Source organism: Rhodococcus sp. 05-2256-B1, from assembly GCF_002258465.1.
Classification (GTDB): domain Bacteria; phylum Actinomycetota; class Actinomycetes; order Mycobacteriales; family Mycobacteriaceae; genus Rhodococcoides; species Rhodococcoides fascians.
The window spans coordinates 265,569-292,396 of the sequence record NZ_NOZA01000030.1 but is presented as its reverse complement, the minus strand read 5'-3'; the positions used below and the strand labels follow the sequence as shown (position 1 = coordinate 292,396).

Here is a 26,828-nt window from a genome sequence, read left to right as displayed (position 1 = left end):
GTCAGCCCGCCATTTCGAGGTACAGCCGCTCGACGTCGGCGTCGGACCATCCCGGCGGTTCGAGGATGTCGGCCCACATGCGCACCGCGTCGGCTCCGTAGCTGTGGCCGTGCCCGTCGTCGACGTCGGTGGAGAACACCTGGTCGAAGGTCAATTGCCAGAACGTCACGAACGGGAACCACTGCACTCCCGGATCGACGTCGGTGCCGCGGGGTTCCCGTAGCCAGTCGGGCCTGCCGAGGATCAGATCGGGTGACCACCACACGATCGGGTCGGATGCGTGCTGCCAGTAGACGATTCGCGGCTCTTCCCACGGACCACCGATGTCGAGATCCCCGGACGAACTCGCGAATCGCACGTGCTCTCCGCCGTCGACGACAGGCAGGATCTCGCGGGAACCGGCGTCACGTCCGCTCGTGATACGCGCCCACTGAGGCGTGAAATTGGGGTTGCCGACCCACAGAGCACCGTCGATGCGCGCGATCATGTCCTGCGCACCGCTGAATGCATCCTGCCCGCCGTAGGCACCGAGGCTCTCCCCGAACAGCACCAATTTGGGTCGTGAATCCTCCGGGAGTTCGCTCCACACCGCGTAGATCGCCTCGAAGAGGGCTCGTCCGGCATCCTGCGGGGTCTGCCGGTCGGCCAGAAATGCCATCGGGCTCGGCAGGAACGAGTACTGCATCGACGCAATGGCCGAATTTCCGTCGTACAGATATTCGAGAGGGCCGGCGACGGATTCGTTGACCCATCCGCGTCCGGTGGTGGTCGCGACACCGAGCACGGCCCGAGAAAACGCAGCCGTGCGTTCGAGCTCGGCGACCACCCGCTCTGCCACACCCTCGACCGTTTCGGCCGACTCGACACCGGCGTACACGCGGATCGGTTGCACTGCAGACCTTCCGGTGAACTCGCCGATCTCGTCGGGCGATGCCCCGGAGACCACGAAGCGTCGCCCCTCCTGCCCCAGCGACTCCCAGTCCTCGTTCGACGCATCCGAACCCGACAGTTCTGCTGCATCAGGCTTTTCCACCCCATCGTGGTTGCCGCGATCGGCGGTAGAGGCCGACTTTTCCGCGACGGCCACAATTCCCCGAATCAGTGCACCGTTGACGGTGAACACCACCAGCAGAGCAACCACGATCACGCTGGCGATCCGCGCCACCGGCTTCGGCACGTACTGCTTGCCCCATCGCGTCAGAGCCCGAGTTGCTCTGCGCAGCAGGCGGCCGAGAGCAAGCACCCCCACCGCTACCACCAGCGAGAGCACCAGCACCGCGATGTAGAGCGGCCGGCCGGGGTCTTCTACGCCGACCAGCTTGCGCACGATCTGCTGCCACCACGAACCGAGGATCAGGAAGAGCGGAATCACCACCACCGCAACCGCGGCCAACGCCCACCACCCACGTCGACGCCACTGCTCCGACCAGTCCGGTGACACTCCGCAGAGCCGAACCACCCAGGCAACGAGGCACCCCACGCCGTACCCGATCGCGACGCTGATCCCCGTGGCCACCGCCTGCAGGTACCACACACGAGGTAGCAGAGACGGAGTCATCGACAGCGCGAAGAACACCAGAGCGAAGAAGATCCCCACCGGATGTAGTGCGCGACAGTACCGATCCGCTCGCGAATCCCGCCAATACGAACGTATCGAGGCCGACCGCCGTGTGGTCACCCATAGATCGTATTGGCCCACCGACTGGGCCGCACCCACTTCGACGTGCAAGCATTCACGCCATGAGTGTTCTGGTCTGCTTCCACGCGCATCCCGACGACGAAGTGTTCGGCACGGGCGGCGTCATGCGGCTCGCGGCCGACGCCGGCCACCGCGTCGTACTCGTGACGGCCACCGACGGTGCCGTCGGCGAATATCCCGACGGCATCCTCGCCGACGGGGAGACGTTGGCCGCGCGCCGACACATCGAATTGGACCGTTCGGCTGCCGTCCTGGGGGTCGCGCGCGTCGTTCGCCTGCACTACGCCGATTCCGGAATGGCCGGCACGCCGGAGAACGGCAACCCGGAGGCGTTCTGCAATGTCGACGTCGATACCGCGGCTGGGCGATTGGCCGACGTGTTGCGCGAGGAGCAGGCCGACGTCGTCACCATCTACGACCCGAACGGTGGATACGGCCACCCCGACCACATTCAGGTGCACGTCGTCGGCAAGCGCGCCGCCGAGATCGCCGAGACGCCGTACGTGTACGAGACGACCACCAACCGTGACCACATGCGCAGGTTGATGGAAGCCAATCCCCACTGGAGCGAAGAGGCGTCACCACCGGACATGGAGTCGTTCGGACTGCCGGAAACCGAAATCACCACTGTCGTGGACGTGTCGAGCGTCATCGCGGCCAAGCGGGCCGCGATGGAAGCGCACGAAACGCAGGTCGGCGATTTCGGGCCGTTTCTCGCAATGCCGATCGAGCAACTGACCACTGCGTTCGGTCTCGAATGGTTCCGCAAGCTGCGGGGCACCGGCGGGGTCGGACTGACAGAGACATCGCTGCCGCTCTGACACCACCGGGTCGCCGGTCGTGAGGTCCGTCGTATTGGGGTCGGAGGCCGCCCGTCGAACACCCTCGACCTGACGTTCGGATTGTTTTGGACCTCTAATCAAACCTCGAGACGGTACAGTGTCCACGTCGCCGTACAGGAGAGGCCGGTTGGAGATGCGTTCGTCGGTAGGTGTGTCCCTGGGAACGTGCGGCATCCGCACGTCTCGGACGACCGAAGACGGCACGTGGACAGACGCCGCTCCCTTCGACGACTGGCAGCTCTCCCCCTCCCCCGAGGACGTCGCGCGGGTCGTTCGCGGAATCGTCGACCGCCCGGACGCGCCGCAATCACTGGGCATTGCATACCGGACCGCCGACGAGCGTGATCGCATCACGAAGGCTCTGGCCGAGGAATACGTCTCGGACGTACATCTGATCGACGAGACCGACGCTGCTCTCGAGTACCTCCGTCCCGGCCTGGCCAGCCAGCACCGCACCATCGCCCTGTTCGACGCAGGCGAGACCGGTGTCGACATAGACATCGTCGACGTCGAATCCGGCCGCTCCTACGGCTCGACTCGTACGACAGCAATCAGCGGAGCCTCGTTCGATGCGGTGGTTCGGGAACACATACTGGGCCTCGGCATCGTGCGGGAGCCGCACACACACGACGAGGACACTGCTCTGACGGCATTCTGCCGTGGCATCAAAGAGGCACTGTCCACGCACGAGACCACCAGCACGCCCGACGGCGAACATATCCTTCTCGAGCGCCACATCTTCGAGCTGTCGATCGCCCGCGCCACCGAACAGGCGGCCACCACGGTCCGCCAACTGGGGCTCGAAGCCGAGTTCTATCCCGACGCCGTCATCGCCATCGGCGGTACGAGCAATGTCCCTCTGGTCCGCACGACACTCGAACGGTTTCTGCAGCTGCCGACCATCGTCCCCGAGCAACCAGAACTCGTCGTTGCAGGTGGGGCGGCCGTGCACGCTGCACGCGTCGACGTCGACCGCATTGCACCGGTCGTCTCGCACCGACCGGCGCTGGCGCGGCTCGGATTGATCGCGCTACCGATCGTGGGCGTCATCGCCGCCGTCGGACTGTTCTCGGGCCTGAGTTCCGAGAGCGAAGACCAACCGCTGAGCACCCCTGCCAGCGTGGACGAGGGCATCCGGCAGACCACGACACCCTCGGCCGCACGGACCACCACCGCCACACCGTCACCGACCCCGGACATCCCGGCCCCGCCGCCGACGTCAGCTGCACCACCTCCAGCCGCCGACAGCGTGCCGTACGTGCAGTATCAACCGCACTACAACCCGCCGCCACCGCCGCCCGCTCCGACGGTGCCGCTACCGCAGATCCCCGGAGTCCAAATGCCTGTCATCCCGCTGCCGGTACTGCCGCGCCTGCCGTTCTGACCGGCCGCGTCCGCACCCTCCCGGCAGATACGGAAAGATCGTCGCTCATGGCCACCACAGCACAATGGATCGAAGGGGCGCGACCCCGAACGCTCCCCAACGCTATCGCCCCCGTCCTCGTCGGCACCGGTGCAGCCGTGTCCCTGGACGCAGGCGTGTGGTGGAAGGCTCTACTGGCACTGATCGTCTCGTTGGCGCTGATCGTGGGCGTCAACTTCGCCAACGACTACTCCGACGGAATCCGCGGCACGGACGACGACCGAGTCGGCCCACTCCGACTCGTCGGCTCCAAGGCCGCCTCGGCAGGAGCCGTCAAACGGGCAGCCATCGGCTGCTTCGCGGTCGGTGCCGTCGCAGGTCTTGTCCTGGCCGCCACGAGCGCTTGGTGGTTGGTGATCGTCGGCCTGATCTGCATAGCCGGTGCCTGGTACTACACAGGCGGCTCGAAGCCTTACGGCTACAGCGGATTCGGCGAGATTGCCGTGTTCGTGTTCTTCGGACTCGTCGCCGTGCTCGGCACCCAATACGTGCAGGCCGAGCAGATCGACTGGGCGGGCGTGCTCGCCGCGGTAGCCGTCGGATCTTTCTCCAGTGCCGTACTCGTCGCGAACAATCTTCGGGACATCCCCACCGATACCGAATCCGGAAAGCGCACGCTCGCAGTGCGATTGGGCGATACCCGCACGCGCTATCTACACCTGGCACTGTTGGTCGTCCCGTTCGCCATGACCGTCGCGCTGACCGCCCGAACCCCATGGGCACTGGTTGCCCTGCTCGCGCTACCTCTCGCTGCGCGCGCCAATTCGCCGGTTCGCGGCGGCGCTCACGGCTTCGAATTGATACCGGCGCTGCGTGATTCGGGACTGGCAATGCTCGTCTGGGGTGCCGGTACCGGTGTGGCGCTGGCGTTCGCCTAACGCTTCTCGGGCACGAATGCGCCGAGCAGAAAGTTCACGATCGAGATGATGATCGCGCCCCAGAACGCGGCAGCGAAACCGACGATCTCGAGGCCGTAACCGGTCTGCGACGACAGCCAGCCCGTCAACATCAGCATCAACGCGTTGATGACGAGAGTGAACAGCCCGAGGGTGAGAATCAGCAGCGGCAGTGACAACAGCTTCACCATCGGCCTGATGAACGCGTTGACGATCGTCAACACGGCCGCAATACCGAGCAGGACCACGATGTCCCACCCGTCACCGCGGCCCGAGCTGGTCACGGTGATGCCGTCGACGAATTCCTTCGCAACCCAGATGGCGACGGCATTGATCACGAGCCGAATCAGAAAGTTCATGGCGCCCATCGTAGAGTTCGGGCCCGCTCGGAGCTATGACGTGCGAACCAGCAGGACGACGTCGCGCAGATCGTTCAGGCCTCCGCGAACAGTCACGAGCTCGGTGAACGATGGATCGGCACCTGCGATCACACCGAGAAGCATGTGCTCGACGCCGATCTCCCTGTCCCGCAATCGGACGGCCTCCTTCAAGGCCAGCTTCAGCGCTTCCTTGGCCGACGGCGCGACCGGCAGGTGAGAATCGTTCGAATGGTCGACGTCGCCGAACCCCACCGCATTCTCGACGGTGTCGATCACGTCGTGAAGGTCGATGCCGATGGACCGTAGGGCCCGGGCGTCCCTCGACAGCACGTCCTCGAGCGCGTTGTCGAGGGTGAACCCCGCCTCGGCCAGCGCAGACCCAAGCGGTTCGTCGGCCTTGTCGAGCGCACCGAGGAAGAGATGAATGGGTTCGATCCGCTCCGAGTGCAACGCCCGGGCGTGCAGCCGGGCACTGATGACGACCGCCCTGGCCTGAGTGGTGAATCGCTCGAACATGGTTGTCTACCTTCCCTTTCCGCCGTGCTTCTTGTGAACGGCCTGTCTGCTGACACCCAGCGAATCCGCTATCGCCTGCCACGCCCATCCCTGATTCCGCGCATTGCGAACCTGGACGGCTTCCAGACGTTCGAGTAGACGGCGAAGTGCGGCTACGGCACGCAACCCCTCCCCCGGATCGGAACTGGCGGCCGCGGCGGCCAATGCAGTGGCTTCTGTCATGAATGTCAATGTAGGTTGACAGAGAGGGGGTTGTCAACCTTTATTGACACGCAAGTCAGTGGTCCACAGCGATATCGACAGAGACCCGCCCACGGTCGTCACGGGTCGCCGTCGCGAGCCCGGAGTACCGGACACCGCCGAGGTCGACATCGACACGACCGCCGCCGTCCACGAAATTTCGCCACCAGTTCTTCTTGTCCGACATCGCCACCCTGACCTTCAGGTGCTCACCCTTCCGGCTGATCGCAACCGGCAATGATCCTCTTGCCGGACTTCCGGCCGGTGTAGGTCAAAATGCCCATCGAGCGTCCGAGCACCCCGTCGAGCACCGGTGCCTTCATCACGACCATGAAGACCTTGTTGAACCCTGCCGCCGACTTCTGAAATGTGTTCATCGTGTCCGCCTTACAAATCGCCCCGCACGTGTCGGCGAGCGTAGCCGTGACACAGGCCGACGGGAACGTCACTGAGACGGCAGACCGGACTTCGCTGCCCGGGGCCCCTTCCATCAGCGCCGAAGAAGGTGTCGGTGCCCTGTTCTACACTTGCCGCAGTGGATCGAATACGTGTTCGATCTTCAGTCGCTGGGGGGTGACATGGGGCTACGGAAAGCGGCGTGGGTGACGGGGGACCATTCTCCGCTCGCCGACGTTCTGAAAGCGCGACGGACGATCAACGCTGCCGTCGCTTCGGAACTTGCTCTGCTGGACGAGTATGTCCGCAGCCGAACGGCCGGCGCGTCACCGTGGGACACCGGGGTCACCGAGAAAGATCTGTTCAACTCGGCAGTCTGTGAACTGGCGGCGGCTCTGTCGTCCACGTTTGCCGCCATCAACAACAAGGTGCAGATGTGGCGTCAACTGCGCCCTCTCGTGCGTCAGGGCTTCATCGACGGTGCCCTCGATCTGGAGCGAGTCAGAACGATCCACGATCATCTACTTCATGCCCGTCCGGAGACGGCCGTTGCCCTGGAGACCGAGATTCTCAAGGCCGCCCGGGAGATGGCACCGGGAGCTCTGGGCCGCGAAATCGATCGACTGCTCATCGAGGCCGACGCCGACTGGGACCGTGCGGTACGCAAGCGTGCCGCACGCACCGAGAAGCGAATCCGCCTTCGTCGCCGGGCACGAGGACTGTCGAGCCTGACCACACTGATGACCGACGGCGAAGCCGACGAACAACTTGCGCGGATCGACGCCGAGGTCATACGCCTGCACCCGGAGGATCCGCGGTCGGACGACCAACGACGGGCCGACGCTCAGACCGCCTTGATGCGCGGGGAGACACTGCTGTGCGAGTGCGCGACATGCCTGACGCCGCGCGACGGCGACAGGGCCCCCGAGCACGATGATCCGGACACAGCGGACAACGAACCATCGGACACCGACTGCGCCGCAACCGACGGAACACGCAGCGGCAGTTCCACTTCCGCTGCACCGGGGGACGAGCCGCCGACGAGCCAATCACCGAACACGATCCCACCGGACGCACCGCCACCCAGGCTTCCCACGCCCGGCTCTGTGAATACCAGAGCTACCCGATCGCGGCCGGGTGGGGGAACGCTGATCGAACGGTGGCGTGCCACCGTCGGGGACGACCCCATCGGGATCCACGCCTTGTACCCCGACGGCCATGGGGGCATGAAACTCCCGCCGCCAGGCGCGCTGAGCTATACGCCCAGTCGAGCTCTCGCGGCGAAGGTTCGAGCCGAGAACCCGTACTGCCTGCATCCTGGCTGCAACGTGCCCTCGGAACGATGCGACCTCGACCACATCGTCGAATTCGACCGACACCGCCCCGAGAAGGGCGGCTGGACCATCCTCACGAACATCGGTCCGCGCTGTCGGCTCCACCACAACCTCAAAACGCGCAAACTTTGGCGCACCGAACTGCTTCCGGATGGAGTGCTACATATCGTCGATCCACTCGGACGTCACTACTTCACCCCACCCGCCCTGTGAAAAACAATCACCTAGGGTTGGTTCGGTGAGCACCGCGAATCTGACCCGAACCGAAACTCGCAGGCGATCGCGCCACATAGACGGGGTGAAGTATCTCGTCGATCTGAACCTCCTGCGCGCCGAGGACACGGACGTCGACACCTTCGAGTCGGTGACGACCATCGAGTTCGATGCCACGACTGCGGCGACATGGGTCGATTTCATCGGTGCGTCCGTGGACGAGGTCACCGTCAACGGCACCGATGCGCAGGTCGATTACGACGGAGCTCGCATTCAACTGGTCGGACTCGCCGACCACAACGTCGTTCGGATACGTGCACGCGGGCGGTACAGCAGGTCGGGTGAAGGACTCCACCGCTTCGTCGACCCCGTCGACGACAACGTCTACCTGTACACCCAGTACGAACCTGCCGATGCTCGACGGGTGTTCGCGAATTTCGAGCAACCCGACCTGAAGGCCTCGTTCACGCTGAGGGTCACAGCGCCCCCGGCATGGACGGTCCTGTCCAACCGCGCGGGAGTCACCGACGGCACAGTCACCACGTTCGCCCCGACTCTGCCCATATCGACGTACATCACCGCGGTTGCGGCCGGCCCGTACCACGGTGTCGAATCGTCCTGGACTCGAGGCGATCTGACTGTCCCGCTCGGCGCGTACTGCCGCGCATCCCTCGCCGAGTATTTCGATGCCGAGGACATCTTCGACATCACCGAGCGTGGCCTGGACTTCTTCCATGACAAGTTCGACTATCCGTACCCGTTCGGTAAGTACGACCAGATTTTCGTCCCCGAATACAACCTCGGTGCGATGGAGAACCCCGGGCTCGTCACGTTCACCGAATCGTACGTATTCCGTTCGGCAGCAACCGAAGCCCAGTACGAGGCTCGGGCGAACACGATTCTGCACGAGATGGCGCACATGTGGTTCGGCGACCTCGTCACGATGCAATGGTGGGACGATCTGTGGCTCAAGGAGTCGTTCGCCGACTACATGGGTGCGTACGCGTCGGCCGAAGCCACCCGGTTCACCGATGCCTGGGTCAGTTTCGCGAACCGCCGAAAGGCGTGGGCCTATTTGCAGGACCAGCTTCCCACCACTCACCCGATCGTCGCCGACATCACCGACCTCGAGGCAGCCAAGCTCAACTTCGACGGCATCACCTACGCCAAGGGCGCGAGCGTGCTCAAGCAGTTGGGGGCGTTCGTCGGTGCCGACGCCTTTTTCGCTGCGTCCCGCAACTACTTTCGCACGCATGCCTTCGGTAATACGACCCTGACGGATCTCTTGAGCGAGATGTCCACCGCCAGCGGGCGAGACCTCGAGACCTGGGCGGGCGCGTGGCTGCAGACCACCGGCGTGTCCACCCTGACTTATACCGGCGACGCCGTCGAGCAGACGGATCCGCGTCCGCACCGCATCGCGGTCGGGCTCTACGATCCGGACGAGGCCGGAAATCTCACAAGGACCCACCGCTACGAACTCGACATCACCGACTCGCGAACGCCCGTCGACTTCCCCGATTCTGCACTGGTTCTGCTCAACGACGACGATCTGACCTACGCCAAGATCCGATTCGACGAGCGCTCCACCGCCACAGTGCGGACCTCCCTCGATCGCATCGTCGATCCCCTTGCACGAGGGCTGGTGTGGTCGGCACTGTGGAACTCCATCCGGGACGCGGAGCTCTCTGCGATCGAATACCTGGACATCGCAACCAGATTCGCACCGACCGAACCCAAGATCGGGTTGCTCTCCGCAGTCACCGCCAACGTGGCGTACACACTCGCGCACTACCTCCCCGAAGACCGACGGGACGAGCCCACCCGGCATTGGCTGGAAGCGTCGTGGCGGCAGCTGCAGTCGAGCGAACCCGGAAGCGACGCGCAGTTGGTGTGGGCGCGGGCGGTCGCATCGGCTGCGCAACTCGACGACTTCCTGGCCGACGATCTACGCTCCCTGCTCGATGGCACCGCGACCATTGCTGGGCTGAGGCTGGACCCCGATCAGCGCTGGGCATTCTGGCTGGCACTCGCCGCCACCGGACACGCAACTATCGCAGAGCTGGATGCCGAACTCGGTTCGGACGACACACTTTCGGGGCGCACTGCCCACACCGCGGCGGCGACGGCGATCCCTGACGCCACAGTCAAAGCGAGCGCGTGGACTTCCATCACCGAGCGCGACGACGTGTCCAACGATGTTCTCGACGCCTTCATCACCGGGTTCGGGGCGGGTCACCGACCGGACCTCACTCAACCGTACGAGGACCGGTATTTCGAGTCCATCTCCTCGTTGTGGACCTCACGCAGCATCGAGATCGCACGGAGGATAGTTGTTCGCCTCTTTCCTCAGCGATCGTCGACCGACAGTGCAGACGTGTGGCTCGCCGAGCACGAGTGGGCACCGGCTGCGTTGCGGCGCTTGGTGATCGAGCAGAGAGATCACCTGGCCCGGAGTTTGCGCGTGCAGGCTCGGCTAGGGTGACGATCATGTCCGACCATGATGCTCGACGTTCGTTCGCCACGTCCGCTCTCGCCGCAGGCGGCTTGCTCGGCGGCTTCGCTGTTGCTCGCCGGTCGCACAATCGCCAACTCGGCGGAGCAGTGCTCGCTGCAGTCGGCGTCGCCTGCACCACGCAATGGCAGAAATCCTCGGGCTCGGCTCGTGCCGGCGCACTGCTCGGGACGTACCTCGTGGCGTTCGGTGCGTCGCATCCGCTCGCGAAGAAGATCGGTGCGTGGCCGGCCGTCGGGACGGTCGCCGCTGTCACTGCGGTGACGTCGATGGTCGTGACCTGGTAGATCTGCTCAGAACACCCCGGTACGGATGAACTGCTCGAGCGCGGCGGTCGGTTCGTCGAGATCCATCCCCTGGCCCGCGACCCAGGTGTCGTCGAAATAGGTTTGCGAGTAACGGTCTCCGCCGTCGCACAACAACGTCACCACACTGCCGGTGCGTCCCGCGGCAATCATCTCGGAGATCAATCCGAAGGCACCCCAGATGTTGGTGCCGGTGGATCCTCCCACTCGTTTACCGATCGCAGCCGAAGTGAATCTCGCGGCCGCCACCGACGCAGCGTCGGGCACCGCGATCATTCGATCGATCACTTGGCCGACGAAGGACGGTTCCACCCGCGGTCGCCCGATGCCTTCGATACGTGAGGACTTGCCGGTCTCGAAACCCGCGTCACCGGTCTCGTAGCCTCCGATGAATGCCGAGTTCTCGGGGTCCACGACGGCCAAACGCGTTGCATGCCTTCGGTATCGGATGTAGCGACCGATGGTGGCGCTCGTTCCGCCTGTTCCCGCGCCGACAACCACCCAATCGGGGATGGGACACTTCTCGAGCCGGAGCTGATCGTAGATGGACTCGGCGATGTTGTTGTTCCCTCGCCAATCGGTGGCCCGTTCGGCGTGGGTGAACTGGTCCATGTAGTGGCAATCGGGTTCGGCTGCGAGCCGGTGCGCCTCGGTGTACATCTCACCCGGGTGGTCGACGAAGTGGCAGCGCCCACCGTGCGATTCGATGAGGGCGATCTTGGCGGGACTTGTACTTCTGGGCATGACTGCGACGAATTTCAGTCCCAGCAGGCCGGCGAAATATGCCTCACTGACCGCCGTGGAGCCGGACGACGCCTCGACGACCGTGGTTCTCTCGGTGACCCAGCCGTTGCAGATCGCGTACAGGAACAGCGATCGCGCCAGCCGGTGTTTGAGGCTGCCGGTGATGTGGGTGGATTCGTCCTTGAGGTAGAGCGAGATTCCCCATGCAGCAGGCAGCGGATAGCTCAGCAGGTGAGTGTCGGCACTGCGCTGAGAATCGGCTTCGATCAACCGGACTGCGTTGTCGACCCACTCACGCGAGCCGGAGCGGTCCACCGATGCGGTCACTTGCGGCCGTCTTCACCGCGCAGCTTGGACTGCAGGTCCGCGCGAGCGGTGCGTCGGTGTTCGTCGACTGCAGCTATGGATTCGTTGACGCGGATGCGCATCTGCTTGAACAGAAGCAGGGACAACGGCAGCGAGATGAGGACGCCGAAGATCGCCGCGACGAGGATCGGAACCTCGATGCCGAAGAGTAAACCGACACCGATGATGATCGCGGCGATGACGATGACGAGCGCCAGACGCGCAAACGTGTACACGGCGAGATTGACGGCAAGGGACTTCTTCGCAGAACGGCCGGGCGTGGGGTTTCCGCTGGTCGGGTCGCTTCGGTCGGCATTCGTCGCATCGCTCACGAGCTCAAGGTTACCGGTCACGCCAGGGCTTCCCACCCACCCCTGGCGTGACCGATTTGTCCATTACCTCCCCTTTACCAACCTTGTATCAGTCGAGTACCTAGGGGTCCGAGTGCAACCATGGGGCTCACAACACCGCAGACCGATATCTCCGGTTCGACGCAAATGCACAGAACCGCACCGTAGGAGGACACGACAGATGAGCGCACCCACGTTCCACAAAGCTCAGGACTCACTTCTCACACCGGGTCAGGTAGCAGCGCTTTTTCACGTCGACCCCAAGACCGTGACTCGCTGGGCGCACGCCGGACGTCTTGGATCGCTCCGCACTCCCGGCGGACACCGTCGCTTCCGCGAAACCGAGGTCATGCAGCTGCTGACTTCTCTGACGACCGAAGCCGGCGTACAGCACTGAGACAGGCCATTCGGCGCAGTTTCGGCAACGACCTCCGCACCCGTACGAACTCATCGAACATTCTCAGGAATCTTCGACGCTCGACGGGTGCGGAGGTCGTTGCATGACGGCTACCCTCGTAGTAGGAGGTGCGTCGTGATCTATCTATTGGCGTTGATCGGTTTGGTGGCAGTGATTGTGCTGCTGTGGAAGGCATTCGGACCCAGCACGCAACCTGAACCCCCGCGGACTGTCGGGCCCGATGACGATCCGGAATTTCTCTGGAAAATCAACCGGGACGCTCGTCGCGGAGGCAAGGACGGGACCGACGCCGGCACTGAAGTCGGCGAATAAAGTTTCCGGTCAGCTGCGGCGAGAAGTAGTGGGCGAGGCCGGAAAGCCTGCTGCCACCGCCGCAGCTACTTCGAGGAGTGCCTTTCGCGTGCGTCCACGAAGCCTGCCCAGTTCGATCTCAGCCCCCTCCTCCAGATGCGGGTCGAACGGAATCGTCCGAACCTGAGCGCATCGCTGCTCGAAATGTTCGACCACCTTTTGCAAGTCGACTTTTCCCGCCCTCGGTCTTACCGCGTTGACCACCGCCACCGACGTGGCCACCAATTCTCGATAGCCATGAGCATCCAGCCAATCCAATGTCGCCGACGCGCTCCGCGCCCCGTCCACAGACCCTGAGCTGACGACGACCAGAGTGTCCGCGCCCTTGAGAATGCTTTCCATCGCCGAATGCATCAATCCGGTGCCGCAGTCGGTGATGACGATGCTGTAGAACTTCTCGAGCAGTGTCACCGTTCGGTCGTAGTCGTCACCGCTGAATGCCTCGGACGCCGCCGGGTCCGAATCGGAGGCCAGCACCTCCAGCCGATGGACGTTCTGTGAGGTGTAGGCCCGAACGTCGCTGTAGCGCTCCAAGGAATCCATGTCTCGCAACAGATTTCGGACCGTCGCCGTCGTTTCCGACGGTACTTTCTGCCCCAGCGTTCCGCGGTCGGGGTTCGCGTCGATCGCAATCACGCGGTCACCGCGGATGTCTGCGAACGTCGAGCCCAACGTGGCCGTTGTCGTCGTCTTTCCGACCCCACCCTTCAACGAGAGCACCGCGACGCGGTAGCACCCCACCAATGGTCGATCGACCTGCGCGGTCAATTCGAGGCGTCGCTGTTGCGCCGGACTGTTCCCCACATCGATCCGACCACCGGACACCAGATACAGCGCACGACGCCACCCGGCCACCGGGGCGACAGTTGCAGACCTGATGAGCAACGAATCGCCGAGGTCGGCCGCCGACATCGGCTGCGACGGCGGTCGATGATTCGGCTGAACGACAGCAGCCGCGACGGGAACCACAGCAGGAACATGGCCGGGCACCATCGGTTGCGGCCACGAACCGGGTTGCGGAGCCCACTGCCCATACCCCTGACCCTGCCCATACCCCTGCCCATGCCCATGCGTCGGCCAGCCGTTCTGGGCCTGCCACTGATTCTGGGCTGCCCACTCGTTGTTCGGCTGCCAATATTGCTGGGGCACAACAGCATTCGGGGTCAACACCACCCCGTTCTGCGGCTGGACAGGGTGCTGACCCTGTTGCCCAGGCGGCTGCGGCTCGCCCGTGGGCCGAGTCGGCGGACCAAGGGGCATGGCAGTGTCGGACGAAACCGGTGGCACAACCGGTGGACCCGATGCTTCGGGCATCGTCGGCATCTCGTCGGTCGGTGGCGTCACCTCGACGGGTGGAGTCGACATTGCCGCGACAACAGGAGTCGGGCTCGGGGCATCCGCGGGCGGCATGGCGATGGGGGTGGATCGGAACGGTTCACGCTCCCCCACAACCCGAGACTCCCCCACAACCCGATAAGGCCCCGCAGTCTCAGCAGACCCCGCAACCCCCGAAACTTCCCCAACCTCGGCAGACCCGACAACCGGGGTCTCGGTCACCACCGGCTCCGGCGTGTTCGGGGGTTCGTCGTCGTCCATCGGTCGGACGGGTTGCCAATTGTTTCCGTGCCGATCGGCCATGACCGATTTCCCCCCAGTGTGCGTCCCGCGTCGAGTGCCGGCTCGGATGTCTCCCCCATCGAGCCGGATCGGACGCTACCAGCTGCACGTCGGCAGCGGAGCGTGTGGAACGCGCAGAGGTCAGTTCAGTCCTGCGTAGCTGTGCAGACCGGAGACGACCATGTTGATGATGAAGAGGTTGAACAGCATGGCAGTGAATCCACCGACGTTGATCCACGCGGCGCGGGTGTTTCGCCAGCCGGAGGTGGCGCGGGCGTGCAAGTAAGCGGCGTAGATGATCCACGTGATGAAGGACATCGTTTCTTTGGGGTCCCAGCCCCAGAAACGTCCCCATGCGGCCTCGGCCCAGATCGCGCCGAGGATGACGCCGGCTCCGAACAGCGGGAAGGCGACGATGGTCGTCTTGTAGGCGAGTCGGTCGAGGGCTTGGGCGTCAGGGAGCTTGGAGGCGAAGCGGCCCCAGAATCCCACGCTTTCCTCGCCGAGGGGCTGTTTGATGCGCAGCAGGAACAGCAGGCTCGCGACACCGGAGACCAGCAGGATGCCGCTGCCGACGCTGACGATGGTGACGTGGATGGGCAGCCAGTAGGAGCGCAGTGCCGGGACGACGGGTGCGGCATCGGCGTAGAGCTTGGTGGCGGCGAAGAACATCAGCACGATGATGGGTGCGAGGACGAACACCAGCATCGGGCGCATCGTCTTCTTGCGCAGCACCACCACGGAGGTCAGTGCTGCGGCAGCGGTTGCCATGGTGACGAACTCGTACATGTTGCCCAGCGGGAATCGGTGGGTGGCGAATCCGCGGAGCACGACCGAGGCGATGTGTAGGACGAGGGCCGGTGCGAGCAGCGCGAAGCCCATACCTGCAAGGCGTTCGGACAGCGGGCGCTTGGGTGCCTCGATGACGCGTCCCGGGCCGGAGGACGCAGCCACCGACGACGCGGTCACGGGGGCTCCGGCACCGACGAGTTCCTTGGCCTGAGCGGCCGTCGCCTTGGCGGAGGCGTACTGGGCGATGAGCAGGACGAATGCGAGCACGTAAATGGTGAAGGCTGATTCGAACGACCAGTCGCTGTACTGCGAGAGTGTCTCGTTGATCGGCATCGGTCAGTTCTCCTGTTTCGAGGTGTCGCCGAGCAGGCGGGTGCACAGGCGGTCGAACTCTTCGCCCCACCCCGCCTGATCGGTGCGTGCAAGTCCGCCGAGTTCTACTACAGTACGTCGTGAGTCGCCGTCGGCGGTGAGTCGGACCCAGATTCTGCGACGTTTGATCACCAGTGAGACGAGCAGTCCGCCCATCATCGTCAGCGCGAACACCAGGACCCAGGTCTGAGCCGGGTCGTGCGAGACCTGCAGGTTGACGAATTCCTTCGCCCCGTCGAATCTGACAACGGTGCCGTCGCTGAGTGTGGCCGATTCCCCGGGCATGAGGTTGACGCGGTCCTGCTTGACGAGCCTGCCCTGGGCGATCATTTCCTGGTCGAGCGAGAAGATGGATTGCGGGAGTCCGGTGTCGAGTCCGGTGTCGCCTTTGTAGATGTCGATGGCGACGGCGGGGTCGTTCATCGCCGGGAAGCTCGACGACAGCAGACTGCCGTGGAACGACGCCGTCGGGGCGAACAGTCCTTCGATGGCGATCTGGTTCTTACGCCGGTCCAGCGCGTCGGGGTAGAGGCCACCGGGTGGGTCGACTCGAAGTACCCCGCTGGAGAGGAATGTGGTGGCGTCCGTCGGCTGCCACTGGATGGTGTCGGTGCGGGTCTCGCCGTTCGGGAACGTCACCGTGAACGTGGGCGCGTAGCCGTGGCCCTGCAGGTAGACGCGGTCGCCTGCGACCCGCAGCGGGTGATTGACCTGCAGTCGGTCGTCCTGCCAGTCGTTGTTCGCCAGGTCTTCGCCGGCCTGGTATTGGATGTTCGAGGTGAACATTTCCGCCTGGCCGTTGTCGAGGTAGTCCGCCTGGAAGTCCTTGACGCGCAAGCACAACGGCTCGAGGTCGGTGCCGTCGACGAGGTTGCCCGCCCGGAACGAGTCGTAGTTGGCAGGCGTGGAGGTACAGAATCCGGGGCCGTCGTCGGCGATGACGATGCGGTTTCCCTCGTAGCCGAGCAGCTTGCCCATGGCGATCGCGGCCAACAGTCCGACGAGCGAGAGGTGGAACACGAGGTTGCCGAGTTCGCGAACGTAGCCCTTCTCCGCCGAGAGCGTCACTGCCCCACTGCCCTCGGACCGTTGCGCGACGCGCCACCCACGCAGCTGAGTACGAACCTGGGCTGCGATCTCCTCGGGTGCGCCGTCGACGTCGTACCGGGTGTGGTGCGGCAGGCGCGAGAGGTTCCGCGGCGCACGAACGGGCTTGGTACGCAACTGTTTTGCGTGCTCGATGCACCGCGGCAGGATGCAGCCGATCAGGGAGACGAACAGTAGTGCGTAGATCGCGGTGAACCAGAAGCTGCCGAACACGTCGAACAGTTCGAGCTTGTCCATGATGGGGCCGAGTGTCGGACGGTCGGCGATGTATTGGTCGACCTTGCCCGCGTTGAGGCTGCGTTGCGGTACCAGGGCTCCGGGCACGGCGGCGAAGGCCAGCAGGAACAGCAGCACCAGCGCGGTCCGCATACTGGTGAGCCCGCGCCAGGTGTTGCGCACCACGGCCACGGCCTTACCGAGTACGGATTGCTTGTGCGGCGGCGACGCTTCTGTCCGCTCCTCGGTCTCGGCGGTCATATCGGCAACACCACATCGGAGACGAAGGCGTCGCGCACCCAGCCGACGAATTGATCCCAGGCACCGGTGACCAGTGCAATTCCTACCGCTATCAACATGATTCCGCCGAACACCTGTATCTGTCGTGCGTGTGTACGTAGCCAGCCGACGCCTCGCAGTGCGCTGACCGATCCGAACGCGAGGATCACGAACGGCAATCCAAGACCGAGGCAGTACGCCACGATGAGGGTGACTCCGCGGGCAGCCGTGGCACCGTCGGTGCCTGCGGCGAGCGAGATGACGCCGGCGAGGGTGGGCCCGAGGCACGGGGTCCAGCCGAGTGCGAACACTCCCCCGAGCAAGGGCGCTCCGGCGAGGGAGCCGATCTGCTTCGGCTCGAACCGCACATCGCGCTGCAGCGCGGGAATCAGTCCGACGAACACCAGGCCCATGGCGATGGTGACGACGCCGCCGATTCGCATGAGCAGTTCGCGGTTGATCGCCAGCACCGAAATTGCGCCGAACACCGACGCGGTGGCGAGAACGAACACCACGGTGAATCCGAGGACGAACAGCCCCGCGGCTCCCGCGACGCGCAGCCGACCGCTGCGCACCTTCGTCTTGACGGCCGCTTCGTCGGCGCTGACCGCCGGTGCGTCGGCTCCGACGACCCCGGCGAGGTACGACAGATATCCCGGAACCAGCGGTACGACGCACGGTGATGCGAAGGAGACGAGCCCGGCCAGGACGCAGGCTCCGAGGGCCAGCAGCAGCGGCCCGGAGGCCGCAGCTTCCTGGAAACTCGCGCCGACGCCGGCTAGGTACATCTCGCTCACGGCTGCACAGGCTCCTCGGCTGCCACGCGCTCGACGACGGGCTGCAGGTCCTCGACGAGCAGTTCACGCAGGAACACTGCGGCCACGCGGTGCTGTCGATCGAGCACGATGGTCGTCGGAATGACAGAGGTCGGAACGCCACCGAGCGCGGTCAGGGTGCGCATCGGCGGGTCGTAGATCGAGGAGTACGTGACGTTGTTGCTGACGACGAAATCCTGTGCTGCGGTCTGTGATTCGTCGCGCACGTTGATGCCGAGGAATTCGACGCCGGAGGCTTTGGTGGCCTCGTAGACCTTCTCGAGGTCGTCCGCTTCTCCGCGGCACGGTCCGCACCACTGACCCCAGACGTTGAGGACGACGACGTCACCCTCGTAGTCCGACAACGAGGTCGTCTTGCCTTCGGTCATCAGGTCGGGTCCGGAGAGTTCGCCGAGTGCGCCGCGGTCGGACGGCGGATCGTAGAAGATTTCGGTCTTTCCGCCGGGCGAGACGAACTGGAAGGTTCCGCCCTGAGCAACCGCGTCGGTGCCGGTCGAACAGCCGGCGACGAGGGCCACAGCGGCAACCGCGAGTAGTAACCTACGCACCGGTGATCCTCGGGTCGGATGCTCCTGCTGGCTCGGAGTAGACGAGATCGACGAGCTGATCGCCCTCGTAGACCAGTGACGTCAGCGACGCGAGTCCACACTGGCGATTGCGCGGGTCGTGCCAGAGCCGGTCGCCCTGGAGGAACCGGCGCAGCGTCCAGACCGGGAGTTGGTGGCTCACGCAGACGGCCTCGTGCCCGACGGCTGCGACTCTGGCCGCGTTGACGGCGGCGAGCATGCGGTGCGCGATCTGCAGATACGGCTCGCCCCAGGACGGGGTGAACGGGTCGCGCAGCTTCCACCAGTGCCGAGGCCTACGCAGGGCTCCGTCGCCGACGGCAACGCGCAGCCCCTCGAACTCGTTACCCGCCTCGATGAGATTCTCGTCCTCGGACACCGTCAGGCCGTGGGCTGCCGCGATCGGGGCAGCAGTCTCCTGGGCGCGTTGCAACGGCGACGCGACGACGTGGGTGATGTCGTGACCGGCGAGCGCATCTGCGACGGCCTTGGCCTGGGACTGGCCGGTGACCGACAGCTTGAAGCCGGGCAACCGCCCGTAGAGGATGCCCTTGGGGTTGTGCACCTCGCCGTGCCGGAGGACGTGCACGATGGTGCGCGTCGTCGAGTGCGGGTGTGTTGCGGGGGCCTCGGTCACGTCGGGGTCCTGTTTCTCGCTAGTCGGGTGGTGATCACTTCTGAGTGGACGTCACAGTGGTGCTACAGCGGCTGCCGCAGCCTTCGCAGCGGCCGGGGCCGCGTCGGCGATGATCTCGAAAGCTCGGTCGTCGAGCGCAGCCGAGACGAACCATGCCTCGAATGCGCTCGGCGGCGGGTACACCCCGCGAGAGAGGAACGCGTGGAAGAACGCCGGGTAGCGCCACGTCTGGGCAGCCTTGGCCTGCGCGTAGTCGGTGACGGGTCCATCGGCGAAGAACACACTCACCATAGTGCCCGCGAACTGCACGTGGTGGTGGACGCCTTCGGCGGTGAGAGCATCGCCGAGCAGTGTTCCGAGTCGCTGTGAGTTGGTCTGCAGCTTCTCGTAGACGGCGGCGTCGGCCAGTTGCAGGCTCGTCAGGCCGGCAGCGACGGCGACGGGGTTTCCGCTGAGGGTGCCCGCCTGGTACACCGGCCCGGCCGGTGCGAGGTAGGCCATGACGTCCGCGCGGCCACCGAATGCTGCGGCCGGCAGCCCGCCGGACATGACCTTGCCGAAGGTGTAGAGGTCGCCGGCGACACCGTCGATGCCGTACCAGCCTGCGGCGCTGACACGGAATCCGGTCATCACCTCGTCCATGATCAGCAATGCGCCGCGCTCGGTCGCGAGTCGGCGTAGTCCCTCGTTGAAGCCGGTGACCGGCGGGATCGCGCCCATGTTGCCCGCGGCCGCTTCGGTGATGATGCACGCGATCTCGCCGGGATTGGCGTCGAACGCGGCGGTGACGGCGTCGAGGTCGTTGTAGGGAACGACGATGGTGTCCGATGCCTGAGCGCCGGTCACTCCGGGTGACGTCGGCAGTCCGAAGGTGGCCAGTCCCGAGCCCGCGTCGGCCAGCAGGGCGTCGACGTGGCCGTGGTAGCAGCCGGAGAATTTGAGGATCTTGGTGCGGCCGGTGAAGCCGCGCGCCAGACGCACCGCGCTCATCGTGGCCTCTGTGCCCGAATTCACAAGGCGAACCTGGTCGACGGGGCCGACGCGGCGCACGATTTCCTCGGCGAGTTCGATTTCGCGCTCGGTGGGTGCGCCGAACGACAGTCCGGTTGCGGCCGCCTTCTGGACTGCCTCGACGATCGCCGGATGGGCGTGTCCGTGGATCATCGGACCCCAGGACGAGATGAGGTCGACGTAGGACTTCCCGTCCGCGTCGGTCATCGTGTATCCGCTGGCCTGCGTGATGAAGCGTGGAGTGCCGCCGACCGATGCGAACGCACGCACCGGAGAGTTGACGCCACCTGGAATCACTGTGCTCGCGCGGGCGAAGAGTTGGGCCGATACGGGGGCGTCGTTGCCGTCAGGAACAGTCACGACTTCCAGTGTCCCAGGTTCTGCGAAATCACCAACTACAGGGCGTAATAATCGCCGAAACAGGGAGTCGGCCTGGTTTCGGCGATTGAAGACCCCCGCCCCGGGTATTTACTTTCGATGACAAACACCGATGGCGTCACCAAGGTCGCCGAATTGATGTCCGAAGCCGGACTGTGCATGTTCACCACCGTGGGCCGGGACGGCCACCTCCTCTCGCGTCCGATGGCACTGCAGGAGGCGGAGTTCGACGGGGACCTGTGGTTTTTCGCAGCGCAGGACTCCAGAAAGGTACGCGACATCGCCGCCGACCCGACGGTCAACGTCTCGTTCCAATCCGGTCAGGGCTGGGTGTCGCTGTCCGGTACTGCTGCGGTCGTCGAGAACAAGGCCAAGGCGGAGGAGCTGTGGAATTCTCGGGCGGCCGCGTGGTTCGAGAAGAACCCCGATTCACGTGAGGTCGCTCTGATCCACGTGGCCGCCGAAGGTGCCGAGTACTGGTCCACCCCGGGCTCGAAGGTGTCGACCCTGCTGGCCTACGCCAAGGCGAAGGTCACCCATGAGCGTCCGAACCTAGGCGAGAACGACGTGGTCGAACTCCAACTGCCCAATACCTCGACGAGCTAGTTCCGCTCGTGCCGGGCTGCCGTCGGGGGCAAGTCCGGATTACCGGTCACGCCATGCTGTCCTGCCTCGGACCGGTCGGTACTCGCGTTCCGATCGGCACTCGCGTTCCGATCGACAGTCGCGTTGTGCTGCGCACCGAAGTCCCGATCCGCGCCCGCGTCGCGGCCGACGTTGTGGTCACCGGTCACCTTGCGGTCGCCCTTCACATCCGGATCGATGTGGTTCGCGCGCTCGAACTGTGAGTTCACTTCGTCGCGTGATGCCGCCGCGACTCCCTGGTGAGATTGGGCCTGCTGAGCAAGTTTCTCTGCCTCGGCAGCTTTGACGTCCGCCTCCGCCTGGGCGCGACGTGCCTTGGCCTCGCTCTCACGGGCCTGCAGTTCACGCTCCTCGACGACGGTCGCTTGATCGGCCGCCTTCTCGCGAAGGTGGTTCGCTTCCAGCCTCTTTCGCTCTTTGCCCTTGCGTGCCACAACCAGGGCGACGGCAACGACCAGCACTACGACTACTACTGCAACGATGATCCACACTGCGGTGCTCATGATGGAACTCCCGATCTGTTCCGACTGCCGAAGTGGCAGACGTTCCGAGACGGTTACCCGAGTAATGAGCCGGCAAACTCGCCGAACATCGTCCAGGCGAGCGCACCGAAGTCCTGTGCGTCCAGCGCGGCGGCCCCGTTCGGCACACATGCCAGCAGCTCGACGCCCGTCACGAGCGGCAACTCCTCCACGTTGACCCGCGCCGCCAGATCGGGTTCGGCCGGCCACGATCCGATCACCAGGCCCGCACATGTCACACCCGCTGCGCGCACCGCGGCGACGGTCAGCGCGCTGTGGTTGAGCGTCCCCAGCTCTGCCCCTGCCACGATCAGGACCGATGCGCCGACGGCGCCGGCGACATCGAGTGCGGTGAACCCGCCGGCACCCAGGCGCACCGCTACCCCGCCCGCACCCTCGACCACGACGAGATCGTGGGCCTCGTCGAGCCCTCGCACCGCGTCGACGACGTAGTCGAGTTCGAGCATCGACCGACCCGAACGGCGTGCTGCGACGTCGGGCGCGAGTGGCTCGGGGTACCGCGCCAGCTCGATTCCGCGGACTCCCGAAAGACGTTCCACCACATCCATATCCGACTCGTCCAGGCCGTCGTCACCGACTCCGGTCTGCGCCGGTTTGCACACCGCCACCGTCCGTCCATGTGCCCGGGTTGCGGCCGCGAGCGCCGCGGTCACCACGGTCTTGCCGACGCCGGTCGACGTTCCGGTGACGAGAAGAACCGTCATCCCGATACCGCCGCACGCAACACCGTCGAGAGAACGGACGTGGCACGGTCGATATCGGTGTCGCTGAGGTCGGCGCGCGCGGTCAAACGCAGCCGAGATGCGTTCGCGGGAACCGACGGCGGCCGAAAGCACCCGACGCGCACGCCCAGGTTCAGACACTCCCCGGCCGCGCGGACGGCACGCACTGCGTCGCCGAGTACTACCGGAACCACCGCCGACGCCGTCGGCGAAACACCGGCGGCCACCGCCAATTGCCCTGCCCGCCGACCGATCGCGGCGACCCGATCGGGTTCGCTGCGCAGCACCGCCAGCGCTGCCGATGCCGCGCCGACCGCGGCCGGGGCGAGCGCGGTATCGAAGACGAAGCTGCGCGCACTGTGCAGTACCTGGTGCCGTACCGACGACGGCCCGAGCACCACCCCGCCCTGCGATCCGAGCGCCTTGGACAGCGTCGCGGTGATCACCAGGTCCGGCAGTCCCGCCACACCGGCGTCGTGGACGGCACCGCGCCCACCGTCACCTCGGACGCCCAGCCCGTGGGCTTCGTCGACGATCAGCACCGCGTTCCATCTCCGGCACGCCGCGTACAGCTCGTGCAGCGGCGCGAGATCGCCGTCGGCGCTGAAGATCGAGTCGGTCACCACGAGCGCGCGGGGTTCCGTTCGTTCGCGGAGCAACTGCTCGACGTGCTCGACGTCGCGATGCCGCGCCACGGCCACCCGCGCCCGAGACAGACGGCAGGCATCGATCAACGACGCGTGCGACGCGGCGTCCGAGATCACGACGGAGTCGCGGTCGGCGAGCGCGGTGACGACTCCGAGATTGGCGGTGTAGCCGGACGAGAAGACCAGTCCGGTCTCGGCACCGACGAAGTCGGCAAGGTCCTGCTCGAGCTGTTCGTGGGCGGTGGTCGTGCCGGTGACCAATCGAGATCCGGTGGACCCGGTGCCCCACCGACGCGTGGCCGCGCAGGCCGCGTCGACGACGTGCGGATGACGAGACAGGCCGAGGTAGTCGTTCGACGCCAGGTCGAGTGTCGAATCCTCGGGACTGCGAGCGTGGACGACGCGCTCGAGCCCGGCCGCGCGACGGTCGTATGCGGCGGCGTCGAGCCAATCGAGTGCACTCATGTCCACCACCATACTTGAACAGTGTTCAAGTATGGTCGTTCAAGTATGGTCGCGCGCCACCGCCACCATGGCATCGGCGATGGCTGCCACATCGGCATCGGTACAGACATACGGCGGCATCGCATAGACCAACCTGCCGAACGGCCGCAGCCAGACACCTGCGTCCACGGCGACGGCCGTCGCACGTGCCATGTCGACCGCGCCGGTCAGTTCGATCACCCCGATTCCGCCGAGCACGCGCACGTCGGCCACGCCCGGGAGCGACCGGGCCGGCTCGAGCCGTTCGGTCAGCACGTCTGCGACGGCGGCGACCTCGGCGCGCCAGTCGCGCGAGAGCAGCAGCTCCACCGACGCCACCGCGATCGCGCAGGCCAGTGGATTGCCCATGAACGTGGGCCCGTGCATCAGACCGCCCGCCTCACTGCTCGACACCGCCTCGGCCACGTCGGTGGTGCACAGCGTCGCCGCCAGCGTCATGTAGCCGCCGGTCAACGCTTTGCCGACACACATGATGTCGGGTGCGATGCCCGCGTGATCGGCGGCGAACAGCTCACCGGTGCGGCCGAACCCGGTGGCGATCTCGTCGAAGATCAACAGCACGCCGTACTCGTCCGCGAGTTGGCGCAGTTCGACCAGCAGACGTGCGTCGTGGAAGCGCATTCCGCCGGCACCCTGCACGATCGGCTCGACGATGATCGCGGCCACATCGTTCGCATGCGCCGCGAGCACCTGCTCGAACTCGGCGACGTAGGCGGCGATACCCGCCGCATCGGACGCGGCGGGTGGCGCGGGCGCGAACACCTGCTGCGCCAGCACACCGGTCCACAACCTGTGCATCCCGCCGTCCGGATCGCAGACACTCATCGGCGCGAACGTGTCCCCGTGATAGCCGCCCCGCCACGTCAGCAACTTCATACGCCCGCTCTCACCCCGCCCACGCCAGTACTGCAATGCAATCTTCACCGCGACTTCGACGGACACGGACCCGGAATCTGCGAGGAACACCTTGTCCAGCCCGGCCGGCGTGATCGAGACCAGCAGCTCCGCCAATCGCGCCGCCGGCGCATGAGTGAGGCCTCCGAACATCACGTGACTCATGCGGTCGAGCTGGTCTCGCGCTGCCGCGTCCAGCACCGGATGCCGGTAGCCGTGCACCGCCGCCCACCACGAACTCATGCCGTCGACGAGTTGGCGGCCGTCGGCCAACGTCAGTCGAACCCCGGAAGCGCTGTCGACGACCAACGGTGTCGTCGTCGACGGAAACCCGCTGTAGGGATGCCAGAGATGCTCGGTATCTATTCGACGGACGTCGTCTGAAGTCAGCACGCCAGAGCACACTGCCACAGCACCCGACCGGCCGTACCGAGACTGGGCGGGTGGCGAAATGTCCGAATCCTTTAGCATTGCGACATGACGACGCGCACCGTGACGAGACTGGCAGGGGTGGTCGTGGCCGTAACTCTGACGCTGTCCGCCTGCGGGGGACCGTCGGAAACGCCGACGCCCACGATCACCACGGCACCGGCGTTCGCGATCGACACCTCGACGCCGCTGGGCGCGATCAACGACCGAATTCTGCAGTGGATCAACGCCGACGCCGCCCCGGATCCGGCGGCGGTGGACGCCGTCACCGGCGCGGAGCTGGCGGCAGCACTCGAGCCGATGGGCGGGCTCGTCACCCCTCTCGAGCAGTTGCGCGCCGGGGCGCCGAACGTGGCGACGGGTTTCGAGGCCGGACCGGACAGCGCCGTTCTTCGCTTCACCACCGCCGGCATTCCGGCCACGATCACCACCTCCCTCGGTGCCGACGGCACGCTCGACGGCATTCTGGCCAGTCCGGAAACTCCGACGATCTCGTCCTTCGACGAGCTCGATGCCGCCCTGTCGAAGGTGGCTCCGAATTACTCCTACAGCGCGTCTCGTCTGAACGGCGGTGAGTGCGAGTCGGTGTACTCGGTCAATGCCGACGCGATGCTTCCGCTGGGATCGGTGTTCAAGCTGTACGTTCTCGGTGCGCTGACCGACGAGATCGAGGCAGGCAGCGTGCGATGGGACGAGCAGCTCACCATCCGCGACGAGAACAAGAGTGCGCCATCGGGTGAGCTGCAGAACCGCCGCGACGGCACGACGGTGTCGGTGCGCGAGGCCGCGGAAAAGATGATCTCGCTGTCCGACAACACCGCCACGGACCTGCTGATGGAACGCCTCGGTCGGGACCGCGTCGAGGCTCAGCTCGCCACGATGGGCCATCACGATCCCGCGGCGATGACGCCGATGATGGACACCCGACAGTTCTTCGTCATCGGGTTCGGGAATCCGAACCTTCGTTCCGAATGGGCGGACGCGGACGCCGACGCTCGCGAGCAGCTCCTCGAGCAAGCCGATTCCCGGCCGCTGGACATCGACTTCGAGAATTTTCTCGACAACCCGGCATCGGCCGACGGCGTGGAGTGGTTCGCCAACGCGCAGGACGTGTGTGCGGCCGTGGGCTACCTGGCGACCGGCCCGTCGGCGAAGGAGAACCGTCGGATCCTGGCCATCACCCCGGGTGTGCAGCTCGATCCCGCTCGGTGGCCGTACTCCGGCTTCAAAGGCGGAAACGCTCCTGGCGACCTCGCCGCGGCGTTCCTGACAACCGACGCCTCGGGGCAGGACTGGATCGTCACCGAGCAGTTCCGGGCAGACGGTGCCATCGACCTGATCCCGTCCAGCTACGCGTTCCTGGTTGCGCAGGAAGCTTTCGCTCTGTTGAAGTGAGTGGGATTTGTAACACCGGTGTTACCGCTGGATTACACTCGTGCCCGTGGAGGCACAACACGAACCGGCTCAGCAGGCGTGGCCGACGGGCTTCAAAGAGTTCCTGGTCTGCGAGTTCACCGACTTCAGTCCCCTGGTGACCAGGGCCATGGAGGACAACTGCGCGTCGCTGTTCCACGACGGTCCCTACGGCAGATCCGGCTTCTGGCGGACCTTCCGGGCCGTGTTCCGAGAATTCGTCTGGCCGGTCTGAAGTTCCGGGCCTCACGGGC

At 65.4% G+C, this 26,828-nt stretch carries 31 protein-coding genes; 12 read left to right on the top strand and 19 right to left on the bottom strand.

Translation table 11 applies throughout. The features are described from left to right. Position 1: 1 nt before the first annotated feature. Positions 2-1,678, bottom strand: coding sequence for an alpha/beta hydrolase (locus CH285_RS18550; protein WP_255164802.1), 1,677 nt, complete (start codon positions 1,676-1,678; stop codon positions 2-4). A 62-nt stretch (positions 1,679-1,740) separates the two neighbouring features. Between CH285_RS18550 and CH285_RS18545 the strand changes: the two genes are divergently transcribed. The 3 genes from CH285_RS18545 to CH285_RS18535 all read left to right on the top strand — a co-directional run bounded on the left by CH285_RS18545 (position 1,741) and on the right by CH285_RS18535 (position 4,842). Then, a complete protein-coding gene (locus CH285_RS18545; RefSeq protein ID WP_027498315.1) occupies positions 1,741-2,520 on the top strand; it encodes a PIG-L family deacetylase in 780 nt (259 codons plus the stop codon). A gap of 154 nt (positions 2,521-2,674) precedes the next feature. Next, positions 2,675-3,925, top strand: coding sequence for an Hsp70 family protein (locus tag CH285_RS18540; protein ID WP_032390385.1), 1,251 nt, complete (start codon positions 2,675-2,677; stop codon positions 3,923-3,925). A gap of 47 nt (positions 3,926-3,972) precedes the next feature. After that, the gene (locus CH285_RS18535) at positions 3,973-4,842 is read left to right on the top strand and encodes a 1,4-dihydroxy-2-naphthoate polyprenyltransferase (protein ID WP_027498317.1); all 870 of its coding nucleotides are present in this window, start codon (positions 3,973-3,975) and stop codon (positions 4,840-4,842) included. Here CH285_RS18535 and CH285_RS18530 read toward each other — a convergent pair. From CH285_RS18530 to CH285_RS28450, 5 genes are read right to left on the bottom strand one after another with little or no spacing between them, the layout of a single operon-like run. Next, complete coding sequence (locus CH285_RS18530; RefSeq protein ID WP_032365232.1) at positions 4,839-5,219, bottom strand: phage holin family protein; 381 nt, start codon at positions 5,217-5,219, stop codon at positions 4,839-4,841. The two genes, CH285_RS18535 and CH285_RS18530, sit on opposite strands and share 4 nt — an antisense overlap. 33 nt (positions 5,220-5,252) lie before the next feature. After that, positions 5,253-5,756: a Clp protease N-terminal domain-containing protein gene (locus CH285_RS18525; RefSeq protein WP_094643933.1), complete on the bottom strand. Its 504-nt coding sequence runs from the start codon at positions 5,754-5,756 to the stop codon at positions 5,253-5,255. Between the two features lie 6 nt (positions 5,757-5,762). After that, positions 5,763-5,978 carry a hypothetical protein gene (locus tag CH285_RS18520; protein ID WP_032365231.1) on the bottom strand — a complete coding sequence of 72 codons (216 nt, stop codon included), beginning with the start codon at positions 5,976-5,978 and terminating at the stop codon, positions 5,763-5,765. Between the two features lie 55 nt (positions 5,979-6,033). Beyond that, positions 6,034-6,183 (bottom strand): hypothetical protein, encoded by a 150-nt coding sequence (locus CH285_RS28455; RefSeq protein ID WP_255032526.1) that lies wholly within the window; start codon positions 6,181-6,183, stop codon positions 6,034-6,036. A 22-nt stretch (positions 6,184-6,205) separates the two neighbouring features. Continuing rightward, on the bottom strand, positions 6,206-6,373 hold the full coding sequence (locus CH285_RS28450; RefSeq protein WP_230597500.1) for a hypothetical protein: 168 nt from the start codon (positions 6,371-6,373) through the stop codon (positions 6,206-6,208). A 171-nt stretch (positions 6,374-6,544) separates the two neighbouring features. On the opposite strand from CH285_RS28450, the gene CH285_RS18510 reads away from it, so the two are divergent. From CH285_RS18510 to CH285_RS18500, 3 genes are read left to right on the top strand one after another with little or no spacing between them, the layout of a single operon-like run. After that, positions 6,545-7,939: an HNH endonuclease signature motif containing protein gene (locus tag CH285_RS18510; RefSeq protein WP_094643932.1), complete on the top strand. Its 1,395-nt coding sequence runs from the start codon at positions 6,545-6,547 to the stop codon at positions 7,937-7,939. A 25-nt stretch (positions 7,940-7,964) separates the two neighbouring features. After that, entirely contained in the window at positions 7,965-10,424 is a 2,460-nt protein-coding gene (pepN, locus tag CH285_RS18505; RefSeq protein ID WP_032390388.1) for an aminopeptidase N, read from the top strand. Between the two features lie 5 nt (positions 10,425-10,429). Then, positions 10,430-10,741, top strand: a complete 312-nt coding sequence (locus tag CH285_RS18500; RefSeq protein ID WP_032369908.1) for a hypothetical protein — start codon at positions 10,430-10,432, stop codon at positions 10,739-10,741. Positions 10,742-10,747: 6 nt separating this feature from the next. Here CH285_RS18500 and CH285_RS18495 read toward each other — a convergent pair whose 3' ends face one another. Together CH285_RS18495 and CH285_RS18490 are read right to left on the bottom strand one after the other, a co-directional pair. Then, positions 10,748-11,830 carry a PLP-dependent cysteine synthase family protein gene (locus CH285_RS18495; protein ID WP_032390389.1) on the bottom strand — a complete coding sequence of 361 codons (1,083 nt, stop codon included), beginning with the start codon at positions 11,828-11,830 and terminating at the stop codon, positions 10,748-10,750. After that, entirely contained in the window at positions 11,827-12,180 is a 354-nt protein-coding gene (locus tag CH285_RS18490) for a DUF4229 domain-containing protein (protein ID WP_027498324.1), read from the bottom strand. Before CH285_RS18490 ends, CH285_RS18495 begins: the two co-directional genes overlap by 4 nt. 199 nt (positions 12,181-12,379) lie before the next feature. Here CH285_RS18490 and CH285_RS18485 point away from each other — a divergent pair, with 199 nt between their 5' ends. Continuing rightward, positions 12,380-12,595 carry a BldC family transcriptional regulator gene (locus CH285_RS18485; protein WP_027498325.1) on the top strand — a complete coding sequence of 72 codons (216 nt, stop codon included), beginning with the start codon at positions 12,380-12,382 and terminating at the stop codon, positions 12,593-12,595. 135 nt (positions 12,596-12,730) lie between these two features. Next, positions 12,731-12,928 carry a membrane protein gene (locus CH285_RS18480; RefSeq protein WP_027498326.1) on the top strand — a complete coding sequence of 66 codons (198 nt, stop codon included), beginning with the start codon at positions 12,731-12,733 and terminating at the stop codon, positions 12,926-12,928. Positions 12,929-12,937: 9 nt separating this feature from the next. Here the strand turns inward: CH285_RS18480 and CH285_RS18475 are convergent, their stop codons facing one another. After that, positions 12,938-14,281, bottom strand: a complete 1,344-nt coding sequence (locus tag CH285_RS18475) for a MinD/ParA family ATP-binding protein (protein ID WP_373454745.1) — start codon at positions 14,279-14,281, stop codon at positions 12,938-12,940. Between CH285_RS18475 and CH285_RS27550 the strand changes: the two genes are divergently transcribed. Continuing rightward, positions 14,226-14,444: a hypothetical protein gene (locus CH285_RS27550; RefSeq protein ID WP_052063184.1), complete on the top strand. Its 219-nt coding sequence runs from the start codon at positions 14,226-14,228 to the stop codon at positions 14,442-14,444. The two genes, CH285_RS18475 and CH285_RS27550, sit on opposite strands and share 56 nt — an antisense overlap. Positions 14,445-14,725: 281 nt before the next feature. Here CH285_RS27550 and ccsB read toward each other — a convergent pair whose 3' ends face one another. Genes ccsB through hemL form a run of 6 tightly spaced genes read right to left on the bottom strand, consistent with a single transcriptional unit; the run spans position 14,726 to position 20,760 of the window. After that, positions 14,726-15,709: a c-type cytochrome biogenesis protein CcsB gene (gene ccsB / locus CH285_RS18470; protein WP_032375566.1), complete on the bottom strand. Its 984-nt coding sequence runs from the start codon at positions 15,707-15,709 to the stop codon at positions 14,726-14,728. A 3-nt stretch (positions 15,710-15,712) separates the two neighbouring features. Then, the gene (gene resB, locus CH285_RS18465; RefSeq protein ID WP_032407367.1) at positions 15,713-17,332 is read right to left on the bottom strand and encodes a cytochrome c biogenesis protein ResB; all 1,620 of its coding nucleotides are present in this window, start codon (positions 17,330-17,332) and stop codon (positions 15,713-15,715) included. Next, entirely contained in the window at positions 17,329-18,138 is an 810-nt protein-coding gene (locus CH285_RS18460; RefSeq protein ID WP_032369910.1) for a cytochrome c biogenesis CcdA family protein, read from the bottom strand. The genes resB and CH285_RS18460 overlap by 4 nt, the downstream gene beginning before the upstream one ends. A gap of 5 nt (positions 18,139-18,143) precedes the next feature. Then, on the bottom strand, positions 18,144-18,734 hold the full coding sequence (locus CH285_RS18455) for a TlpA disulfide reductase family protein (RefSeq protein ID WP_027498331.1): 591 nt from the start codon (positions 18,732-18,734) through the stop codon (positions 18,144-18,146). After that, on the bottom strand, positions 18,727-19,389 hold the full coding sequence (locus tag CH285_RS18450) for a histidine phosphatase family protein (protein WP_027498332.1): 663 nt from the start codon (positions 19,387-19,389) through the stop codon (positions 18,727-18,729). Before CH285_RS18450 ends, CH285_RS18455 begins: the two co-directional genes overlap by 8 nt. A 51-nt stretch (positions 19,390-19,440) precedes the next feature. Continuing rightward, on the bottom strand, positions 19,441-20,760 hold the full coding sequence (gene hemL, locus CH285_RS18445; RefSeq protein ID WP_032365224.1) for a glutamate-1-semialdehyde 2,1-aminomutase: 1,320 nt from the start codon (positions 20,758-20,760) through the stop codon (positions 19,441-19,443). A 117-nt stretch (positions 20,761-20,877) separates the two neighbouring features. Between hemL and CH285_RS18440 the strand changes: the two genes are divergently transcribed. After that, positions 20,878-21,384 (top strand): pyridoxamine 5'-phosphate oxidase family protein, encoded by a 507-nt coding sequence (locus CH285_RS18440; protein ID WP_032407368.1) that lies wholly within the window; start codon positions 20,878-20,880, stop codon positions 21,382-21,384. Here the strand turns inward: CH285_RS18440 and CH285_RS18435 are convergent. From CH285_RS18435 to CH285_RS18420, 4 genes are read right to left on the bottom strand one after another with little or no spacing between them, the layout of a single operon-like run. Beyond that, positions 21,381-21,926, bottom strand: coding sequence for a hypothetical protein (locus CH285_RS18435; RefSeq protein ID WP_094643931.1), 546 nt, complete (start codon positions 21,924-21,926; stop codon positions 21,381-21,383). The genes CH285_RS18440 and CH285_RS18435 overlap by 4 nt on opposite strands. 53 nt (positions 21,927-21,979) lie before the next feature. Beyond that, positions 21,980-22,669 (bottom strand): dethiobiotin synthase, encoded by a 690-nt coding sequence (gene bioD / locus CH285_RS18430; protein WP_094643930.1) that lies wholly within the window; start codon positions 22,667-22,669, stop codon positions 21,980-21,982. Continuing rightward, positions 22,666-23,799 (bottom strand): 8-amino-7-oxononanoate synthase, encoded by a 1,134-nt coding sequence (locus tag CH285_RS18425; protein ID WP_094644052.1) that lies wholly within the window; start codon positions 23,797-23,799, stop codon positions 22,666-22,668. The genes bioD and CH285_RS18425 overlap by 4 nt, the downstream gene beginning before the upstream one ends. A 39-nt stretch (positions 23,800-23,838) precedes the next feature. Further along, on the bottom strand, positions 23,839-25,125 hold the full coding sequence (locus CH285_RS18420) for an adenosylmethionine--8-amino-7-oxononanoate transaminase (RefSeq protein WP_373454743.1): 1,287 nt from the start codon (positions 25,123-25,125) through the stop codon (positions 23,839-23,841). Positions 25,126-25,209: 84 nt separating this feature from the next. Here CH285_RS18420 and CH285_RS18415 point away from each other — a divergent pair, with 84 nt between their 5' ends. Then, positions 25,210-26,556: a serine hydrolase gene (locus CH285_RS18415; protein WP_094643929.1), complete on the top strand. Its 1,347-nt coding sequence runs from the start codon at positions 25,210-25,212 to the stop codon at positions 26,554-26,556. Positions 26,557-26,602: 46 nt separating this feature from the next. After that, positions 26,603-26,809, top strand: coding sequence for a hypothetical protein (locus CH285_RS18410; RefSeq protein WP_027498338.1), 207 nt, complete (start codon positions 26,603-26,605; stop codon positions 26,807-26,809). The last annotated feature ends 19 nt before the right edge of the window (positions 26,810-26,828 follow it).

Coding starts and splice junctions, on each gene's coding strand:
- CH285_RS18460 (WP_032369910.1), bottom strand. CDS start 18,138: ATGTACCTAGCCGGCGTCGGCGCGAGTTTCCAGGAAGCTGCGGCCTCC.
- CH285_RS18425 (WP_094644052.1), bottom strand. CDS start 23,799: ATGAGTGCACTCGATTGGCTCGACGCCGCCGCATACGACCGTCGCGCG.
- CH285_RS18525 (WP_094643933.1), bottom strand. CDS start 5,756: ATGTTCGAGCGATTCACCACTCAGGCCAGGGCGGTCGTCATCAGTGCC.
- CH285_RS18545 (WP_027498315.1), top strand. CDS start 1,741: ATGAGTGTTCTGGTCTGCTTCCACGCGCATCCCGACGACGAAGTGTTC.
- CH285_RS28455 (WP_255032526.1), bottom strand. CDS start 6,183: ATGTCGGACAAGAAGAACTGGTGGCGAAATTTCGTGGACGGCGGCGGT.
- CH285_RS18415 (WP_094643929.1), top strand. CDS start 25,210: ATGACGACGCGCACCGTGACGAGACTGGCAGGGGTGGTCGTGGCCGTA.
- CH285_RS27550 (WP_052063184.1), top strand. CDS start 14,226: ATGGCAGTGTCGGACGAAACCGGTGGCACAACCGGTGGACCCGATGCT.
- CH285_RS18500 (WP_032369908.1), top strand. CDS start 10,430: ATGTCCGACCATGATGCTCGACGTTCGTTCGCCACGTCCGCTCTCGCC.
- ccsB (WP_032375566.1), bottom strand. CDS start 15,709: ATGCCGATCAACGAGACACTCTCGCAGTACAGCGACTGGTCGTTCGAA.
- CH285_RS18540 (WP_032390385.1), top strand. CDS start 2,675: ATGCGTTCGTCGGTAGGTGTGTCCCTGGGAACGTGCGGCATCCGCACG.
- bioD (WP_094643930.1), bottom strand. CDS start 22,669: ATGACGGTTCTTCTCGTCACCGGAACGTCGACCGGCGTCGGCAAGACC.
- CH285_RS18530 (WP_032365232.1), bottom strand. CDS start 5,219: ATGAACTTTCTGATTCGGCTCGTGATCAATGCCGTCGCCATCTGGGTT.
- resB (WP_032407367.1), bottom strand. CDS start 17,332: ATGACCGCCGAGACCGAGGAGCGGACAGAAGCGTCGCCGCCGCACAAG.
- CH285_RS18535 (WP_027498317.1), top strand. CDS start 3,973: ATGGCCACCACAGCACAATGGATCGAAGGGGCGCGACCCCGAACGCTC.
- CH285_RS18435 (WP_094643931.1), bottom strand. CDS start 21,926: ATGAGCACCGCAGTGTGGATCATCGTTGCAGTAGTAGTCGTAGTGCTG.
- CH285_RS18475 (WP_373454745.1), bottom strand. CDS start 14,281: ATGCCCGAAGCATCGGGTCCACCGGTTGTGCCACCGGTTTCGTCCGAC.
- CH285_RS18440 (WP_032407368.1), top strand. CDS start 20,878: ATGACAAACACCGATGGCGTCACCAAGGTCGCCGAATTGATGTCCGAA.
- CH285_RS18485 (WP_027498325.1), top strand. CDS start 12,380: ATGAGCGCACCCACGTTCCACAAAGCTCAGGACTCACTTCTCACACCG.
- CH285_RS28450 (WP_230597500.1), bottom strand. CDS start 6,373: ATGAACACATTTCAGAAGTCGGCGGCAGGGTTCAACAAGGTCTTCATG.
- CH285_RS18520 (WP_032365231.1), bottom strand. CDS start 5,978: ATGACAGAAGCCACTGCATTGGCCGCCGCGGCCGCCAGTTCCGATCCG.